Source organism: Bradyrhizobium sp. UFLA06-24 (assembly GCF_054967145.1).
Map to the genome: position 1 here is coordinate 1 of NZ_JADFUE010000137.1, position 6,049 is coordinate 6,049.

At 55.1% G+C, this 6,049-nt stretch carries 6 protein-coding genes; 2 read left to right on the forward strand and 4 right to left on the reverse strand.

The window, feature by feature from the left end:
• Positions 1-193 precede the first annotated feature (193 nt).
• The 3 genes from IF809_RS37730 to IF809_RS37740 are packed head-to-tail and all read right to left on the reverse strand — an operon-like array spanning position 194 to position 2,022.
• Positions 194-1,318, reverse strand: a complete 1,125-nt coding sequence (locus IF809_RS37730) for a DUF3800 domain-containing protein (protein ID WP_011084910.1) — start codon at positions 1,316-1,318, stop codon at positions 194-196.
• A gap of 12 nt (positions 1,319-1,330) precedes the next feature.
• Positions 1,331-1,651 (reverse strand): helix-turn-helix domain-containing protein, encoded by a 321-nt coding sequence (locus tag IF809_RS37735; protein ID WP_011084909.1) that lies wholly within the window; start codon positions 1,649-1,651, stop codon positions 1,331-1,333.
• Positions 1,648-2,022: a type II toxin-antitoxin system RelE/ParE family toxin gene (locus IF809_RS37740; RefSeq protein ID WP_014497752.1), complete on the reverse strand. Its 375-nt coding sequence runs from the start codon at positions 2,020-2,022 to the stop codon at positions 1,648-1,650. Before IF809_RS37740 ends, IF809_RS37735 begins: the two co-directional genes overlap by 4 nt.
• A 235-nt stretch (positions 2,023-2,257) precedes the next feature.
• On the opposite strand from IF809_RS37740, the gene IF809_RS37745 reads away from it, so the two are divergent.
• Positions 2,258-2,677 carry a hypothetical protein gene (locus IF809_RS37745; RefSeq protein ID WP_441258793.1) on the forward strand — a complete coding sequence of 140 codons (420 nt, stop codon included), beginning with the start codon at positions 2,258-2,260 and terminating at the stop codon, positions 2,675-2,677.
• Between the two features lie 447 nt (positions 2,678-3,124).
• Here the strand turns inward: IF809_RS37745 and IF809_RS37750 are convergent, their stop codons facing one another.
• Positions 3,125-3,391, reverse strand: a complete 267-nt coding sequence (locus IF809_RS37750) for a DUF3551 domain-containing protein (protein WP_018648598.1) — start codon at positions 3,389-3,391, stop codon at positions 3,125-3,127.
• A gap of 537 nt (positions 3,392-3,928) precedes the next feature.
• Between IF809_RS37750 and IF809_RS37755 the strand changes: the two genes are divergently transcribed.
• Positions 3,929-4,612: a helix-turn-helix domain-containing protein gene (locus IF809_RS37755; RefSeq protein ID WP_026312933.1), complete on the forward strand. Its 684-nt coding sequence runs from the start codon at positions 3,929-3,931 to the stop codon at positions 4,610-4,612.
• The last annotated feature ends 1,437 nt before the right edge of the window (positions 4,613-6,049 follow it).

The window sequence follows — 6,049 nt, forward strand, 5'->3', positions numbered from 1 at the left end:
CCCGCGTTCAGCATAACCCGGCAGGAATCCACTTAAATCCAGCGGGGCGCTGTCCAAACAACCGGGGCCAGCTCTGACGCTATAGATCTTGCAATTGCTTCAAAGGCAAGATCACCATCTAAATACTCCCGACGTTCAGCTGAGAAGTTCGAAGTATCCCACCCTCGCGAATGCCGATTATTGATCGCCTCGTTCATGCAACGTGAGCCCCATCTGGAAAGCGAAGAAACAGATCAAGCTTATCTATGTCGTGCACACTGGCGACATGATGAAGGAACGTGACATTGGCTGCATGCGAAGCTGAGATGAGGTCCGACAAGAGTTTTGCGTTCTCCAGGCTCGTCCCGGCCAGAGCCTCTCGATCCGCAGCGACGTCCTCATGACCCGTGTTCGTAAAGTAGGTGTGCATCTTTCCTAAGACGCCCACAATAACGTCTGAGATCTGAAGCCCTAGCTCGGCTTTGGAATCCGCAAATCGGAAGTTCGCAACCGGTTTCCCCTGGCTGGTCAGAGGTGTTTCCAGCAGGCGGTCGTGGATGACCTTCTCCATGTCGAAGATGTGGGTCGAATTCTTGAAGATCGCGATACGTCCCTGGTAAAAGGTACTGAACTCATCGATGAGCAGGTTCGGGTAATAACCTTCAATGAACTCCAGACTCTCCAGCGCCCGTCCGGCCTGCAGTACACCTTTCAACATCATTGCATTGAAATGCCGGAGGACATCACTGTTACGTTCGAGAATCTCAATGAGCCTGTCGAGGAAGGGTCTCCGCCCCTCGGGTGATAACCCCGGATAGCCGAAATCGTGAAATAGCTGGATGGTTGCGGCCAGTTCGCAGCGCAGCACTGCGACGAGGTCGCTTTTCAGCAAGACGTGGTATTGCAAGAGCATCGGATTGCCAAGTTCAGGCACGATCGAATCGATGATATCTGCAACTGACCAGTAGAATGGATCCAGCTCGTGATAGTGGATCATCAACCCGTTATCGATAAGCCATCGAAGGAACGTGGTCAGCTTTCGGGAGCGAAGAACGTCAAGAAAGTTACCCTTGGCGACATGCTCCAGTTTGATTTCCGGAGCCGTCTTCTGGATACGCATCGCTTCTCGAAGCGATTGAATCTCAATCGGTCGCGGTGCTCCTTCATGCACAATGCCGCCGAGGACGAATACCTTCAGCTCAGCAACGTTCAAACGTCCATCGTCAATATACAACTTGCGGATATTGTTGGTCTCATCGTGATAAAACGTATAGACGCCGTCGGCCTTGGTCAAACCATGTAGCTGGATTTCAGCATCCCGAAGTTCGTCAATATCCATCCATTCCCACTCTTAGGCCGCAGCTCGCGAGGATGCGCGACGAACGGGCTTATGACGGATAACGACGTCCACACGATAATTAAGCCGATCTAGGCATCGAACAATCCTGTCGATCGAGAACTTCCCTACGCGGCCGGTCACTAGGGCAGATACATCAGGCTGTTTAAGGCCTAGCAGTTCGGCAGCCTTTGTCTGAGTCAACTTGCGACGTTTGATGATCGCACGAAGCTCACGAATAAGTTTGGCTTTGAGGAGTTCTTCCTCAGGATTGGCAAAGCCAAGGTCAGCGAAAATATTATCGCTGCCTGCGGTTGCTTTAATTGCCTTACTCATTTCTTGCCTCCTTTTCCGTAGTTCTCTTGGTAATGAGCCTCGGCTGCCTTCAACCGGGCCTGAATTACCAAGATGTCGTGCTTCGGAGTCTCAATCCCCTTCTTCGACTTCTTTTGGAAGGCATGAAGGACATAGATAACGCCAGCGAAGCGTACGGTGTAGACGGCACGGAACGTATCGCCATCTTCATCGTCGATGACCTCCAGTACACTCCGGCCACCAAAGCCCTTTAAGGCCTTGGCACGAGGATGCTCGTCGCCGTTTTGTGCATCATTGATCGCAAACCCCATGACGCGGCGAACCTCGTCCGGGAAAGCTCGTAGATCGTCCTTTGACGATCCGATCCAAACTACGGGCTTCTGTGTGGTCATTCGCCCTTCTCTTATAGCACTACTGCTATAATTTTGCAAGGGTTTCCTGACGGGCCTATAAATGGCGAATTTCCGCCACTGCCCGTCGACGACCTCTCCGATCCTGTCCATCAACGTCGCTAGGCGTACTTTTGATGGCCTCGATCTTGGGTTGAAGCTATGGTGATCGCCACTGGGGAGGGGGCAATATCCTCATAAATCGAACCGGAACGAATGGTCTAGCTGTGGCGACTGATTGATCGGGGCGCTTTGGGCGCGTCAAAGTGATCAGCGAGGACCGGTCCTCTTTGCTGAAGCCAGCCAGCCAGCAAGCAATATTTTGAGGCTGGAGCTCCTGAGATCAGATGCCACCCAAGCTGCCTGCATTGGCAACACGCTCCCGGAAGGCGCCGCGCGTCAGTCAGGATCTACTCCGGCGCTTTACATGGTAGATCAGATCAATCGACGTATGTCTTGCGATCTTCGGTCCTACCACGCGAATGCGCTTGGCATTACTGGTCCGCAAATGATGATCTTGATGGCTCTGACGGAGCTGGAAGAAGATGGTGTTCCCGTCAATGCTGTCGCGAAGCTGATGAGAGTCGAGTCGGGTTTCATCACCAAGCAATCGAGGGAGCTTGAGGTAAGCAGTTCGTGCGCCGGAAATCCGACATGAATGATGCCAGGTACGTCCTTTTGTCGCTCACGGGCATCGCTCGCAAGATCCTTACGAGCAGCAGAAAGAGGTTGAGCAGTTCGTCTTTGATTATGTCAGCATTCAGGAGTTCGCCAAACTGGCCGCCTGTTTGAATGGACTCAGGTCTCGGTTGGAGAAGGCTCGGCTGCACGCCGCGCTGAACTCTGAGACAGATTGAGACAGTACTGGGAAGAGCGCGGGCCTTCTGCTATCTTCCGAGAGATCTGAGCCAGAAGATCCGTTTCGAATAGTGTCGCCCCGCCCCAGGAGCGGATATCGCCGTCCAGATGCAAGGATGGCACCGGGCGCAGTCGAACGAACGGACCAATCAGCCGATTCAGCGGCTGGGGTCGAGCGAACCGCGACACGAGTCTGAACGGTCCGTCCATCATCCAACGCTGCTTGGCTGACCTGACGACGTTCGCCTCAGCGCAATTGCCTTCCCTGTCGCTCGAAGGCGTACATCGGATTGATACCGCAATAAGCGTAGGTGCCGGATGCGGTAGCCATGCACTGACTGTAGGTCGAGAACTGGCAGTTGCCCGGATATCCCCAGGCTCGGCCCTGCAGGCAATAAACGTCTTGGCGAGCCGGTGGGGTGTACGAATGAACCCGTGAAGCAGCGGTCAAATCTGATCCAAAGCTGACGAGGATAGGAAGTGCTAGGATTCCGGTAGCGAGAAGGTAAGGCATGAGATCTCTTGCCTCCTTAATTCGCTGAAGGATAGAGCATCCGTATTAGAGGTTTGATCTTAGTCAATTGCCGGTGTCGGGTCCAGTTGGACCATCGTCAGCGAGACAATCACCCGTGGCAGAGCCTCGACGGGGGCTCTTGAGCAGACGTTGGATATCAGGGTGGGCTTAAGAGGGCCGGAGCCGATTATCCGCACCCGTCCTTGGTCTTGGACACACTCGCTCGCGATCCGAAGCCGCCTTTCAAAGATACTCCGCAGTGAAACGCATCTTTTAAGCGCGACTTGTCGCCTTCGCGCAGCAGAACACTCGTATGGCACTCAATCCATGATCGCTTCGTTCGCTCCGACGCGCGTTGCGGGGCCCCCCTCGACCGGATGACAACACATTGCGTCACCTCAACTGCTGCGCGCGCACTGCGTCACAATGACACGACTTCTCCTCTTCATGGCCGCTTGTTACAATGACATCCATAGATTGCGCCGGATCAATTCGCGAGGCTCCCCTTCGTATATTCTGGTTCAGGAGTGTCGGACCATGTTCGTGAGCATCACCACAGACCATAGATCCCTAATCAATTCGCTCAGTGAGCTCGGCATATCGAGCGGCTCGAATCCGATCGTCAGCTTGAGTGAATTCACTTACAAGAAAGGTAAAACCATCTACATCGAGAGTGAGCCAGCCGAGTACGTCTACCAGGTCAGGAAAGGCGCGGTACGGACCTGCAAATTACTCTCCGATGGGCGGCGCCAGATTGGCGCATTTCATTTGCCGGGTGATATTTTTGGACTCGAGAACGGCGGAGTCCACCGATTTAGGGCGGAAGCGATCATCCAAACCGCTGTTCGCCTGATCAGGCGGCAACACCTTGAGACGGTCGCCGAGAATGACGCGGTTGTCTGGCGCACCTTGCTCAGCTTGACGACGAATAACTTGCAACACGCCGAAGACCATATGCTGCTGCTCGGACGTAAAACTGCTCTGGAGCGCGTTGCCGCGTTCTTGCACGAGATGGATGAACGACTCACGGCTGCTGACGTGATCTCGCTCCCAATGTCTCGGCGCGACATCGCCGATTACCTTGGTTTGACCGTCGAAACCGTTTCGCGTGCAGTGTCGCAATTGCACACTGATGGTGTCCTCGATTTCATCGGCAATACCCAACGCGAGATCGTGATTCTGGACCGGCAGCGGCTCGCGAGCCTTGACCTGCAAAGCTAACATGCGGACGGCGTGAAAAGCTTCGGTCGCGGTTAGGATCGCCCGCAGCAACTACCGCACTTTCAGGAAAATTGATCTCACCTCCGAGGCGCAACCAATCAGCTATCGAGTGCTATTCCCCGAACGCTGCGATGTACCTTCGGGCGGTGCCGGTAAACACCGCCGGATCATACAGGCCCTTGAGCCAACGCCGGTGACGACGGCAAACCATTGCAATAGACTCGACCGCCGTTTCGATCTCGAATGGAATGCATTCGGGTTTCACGCGCGCCGCAACGTCTCAAAGGCGAAATCACCCAGAAGGTCGGCACGCCTGTTCATTTGTACAGCATAAACGCCGGTACGTTTTCGTGCCCGAAGCTCATTCGAAACAACACGACGAACGTCTAAGCATGCGCTTTTGGCCGGACGGGCCGTGCCCAATTAATCCTCCATCAAGGCCACTTCCGGGAAAATACGGGGGCTTGCCTTCGATTTACAATTTGCAACTTGCCCGATCGCTCCGGCTTCGCTTGAATGTCCTCATGCGGGGCTGGACTGTGATCGTGCTTCTGGGCCTTACAGCCATAGGAGCTTATTCCGTCGGCCGTCAGGACGGGCGACCCTCTACTTCTGCGCCTGCAATGGTAGCGCAGCTAACCAGCCCCCCAGCAAGTCCGCTCGCGCTAACGGCGGTGCCGGGCAGCCCTTCGCAGCCGCAAGCTTCCAAGACTGCTCCGCCCGGCCCGCGTGGCGCCACCGCAATACCCAAGACACCGCAAGATCCCGCCCCACAGCAAACCGACACAAAACGCAAGATCGAAGTTGCGCTGACCGCCGCGGCCATCGCCGCGATCCTGATTAAGGCCAGCCGGGATCACAATATCACGCAACTGGCAGACCCTGCGCCTGCCCGGATGACACGATGCGCAATGGCCGGGCATGCGGCAGCAGAAGCGCCTATTCGCGGCCGGGCGGCGCGGCACCGCTGTGCTACTGGGTGATGTTACGACAGCAATGATAGACGAGTATCGAAAAAAGATAACTCGATAGTTGTTGTGGGGCGGGGCTGGTTCAGTTCAGCGATTTCTTCACTGGGGGGTTGCGCTCCTCGCCTTAGCCGTTGCGGCGACGACACTAGCAGGATGCATCACAACATCCATACAAAAGGTATGCAGGCCGGGACCTTCCCTCCGAACCGGTCAATCGGATAGCCGCTTACGTCGCGGGCCCCCGTTCTAGTTTCTAGCATTCAGTCGACTATCTCAGAGGAAGGAAGAAAGCCGGCGTCGTTGCTGAAGATGGGTTGGTGTTGTTTCCACCAATGCGGACGTACACCATGCAGAAATTCGTCTGGCTTGCGACCAACAACATTGATGGCGTGCTAGTCCTGAACGTCGGTGACACTGCGGTCCAGCAGCAGTATGCTGGACCGATCTTGAGTGGCCCGTATTCAGG

Excerpts from the sequence above, each read along its gene's own strand:
- IF809_RS37750 (WP_018648598.1), bottom strand. The coding sequence starts at position 3,391 with ATGCCTTACCTTCTCGCTACCGGAATCCTAGCACTTCCTATCCTCGTC.
- IF809_RS37735 (WP_011084909.1), bottom strand. The coding sequence starts at position 1,651 with ATGAGTAAGGCAATTAAAGCAACCGCAGGCAGCGATAATATTTTCGCT.
- IF809_RS37730 (WP_011084910.1), bottom strand. The coding sequence starts at position 1,318 with ATGGATATTGACGAACTTCGGGATGCTGAAATCCAGCTACATGGTTTG.
- IF809_RS37740 (WP_014497752.1), bottom strand. The coding sequence starts at position 2,022 with ATGACCACACAGAAGCCCGTAGTTTGGATCGGATCGTCAAAGGACGAT.
- IF809_RS37755 (WP_026312933.1), top strand. The coding sequence starts at position 3,929 with ATGTTCGTGAGCATCACCACAGACCATAGATCCCTAATCAATTCGCTC.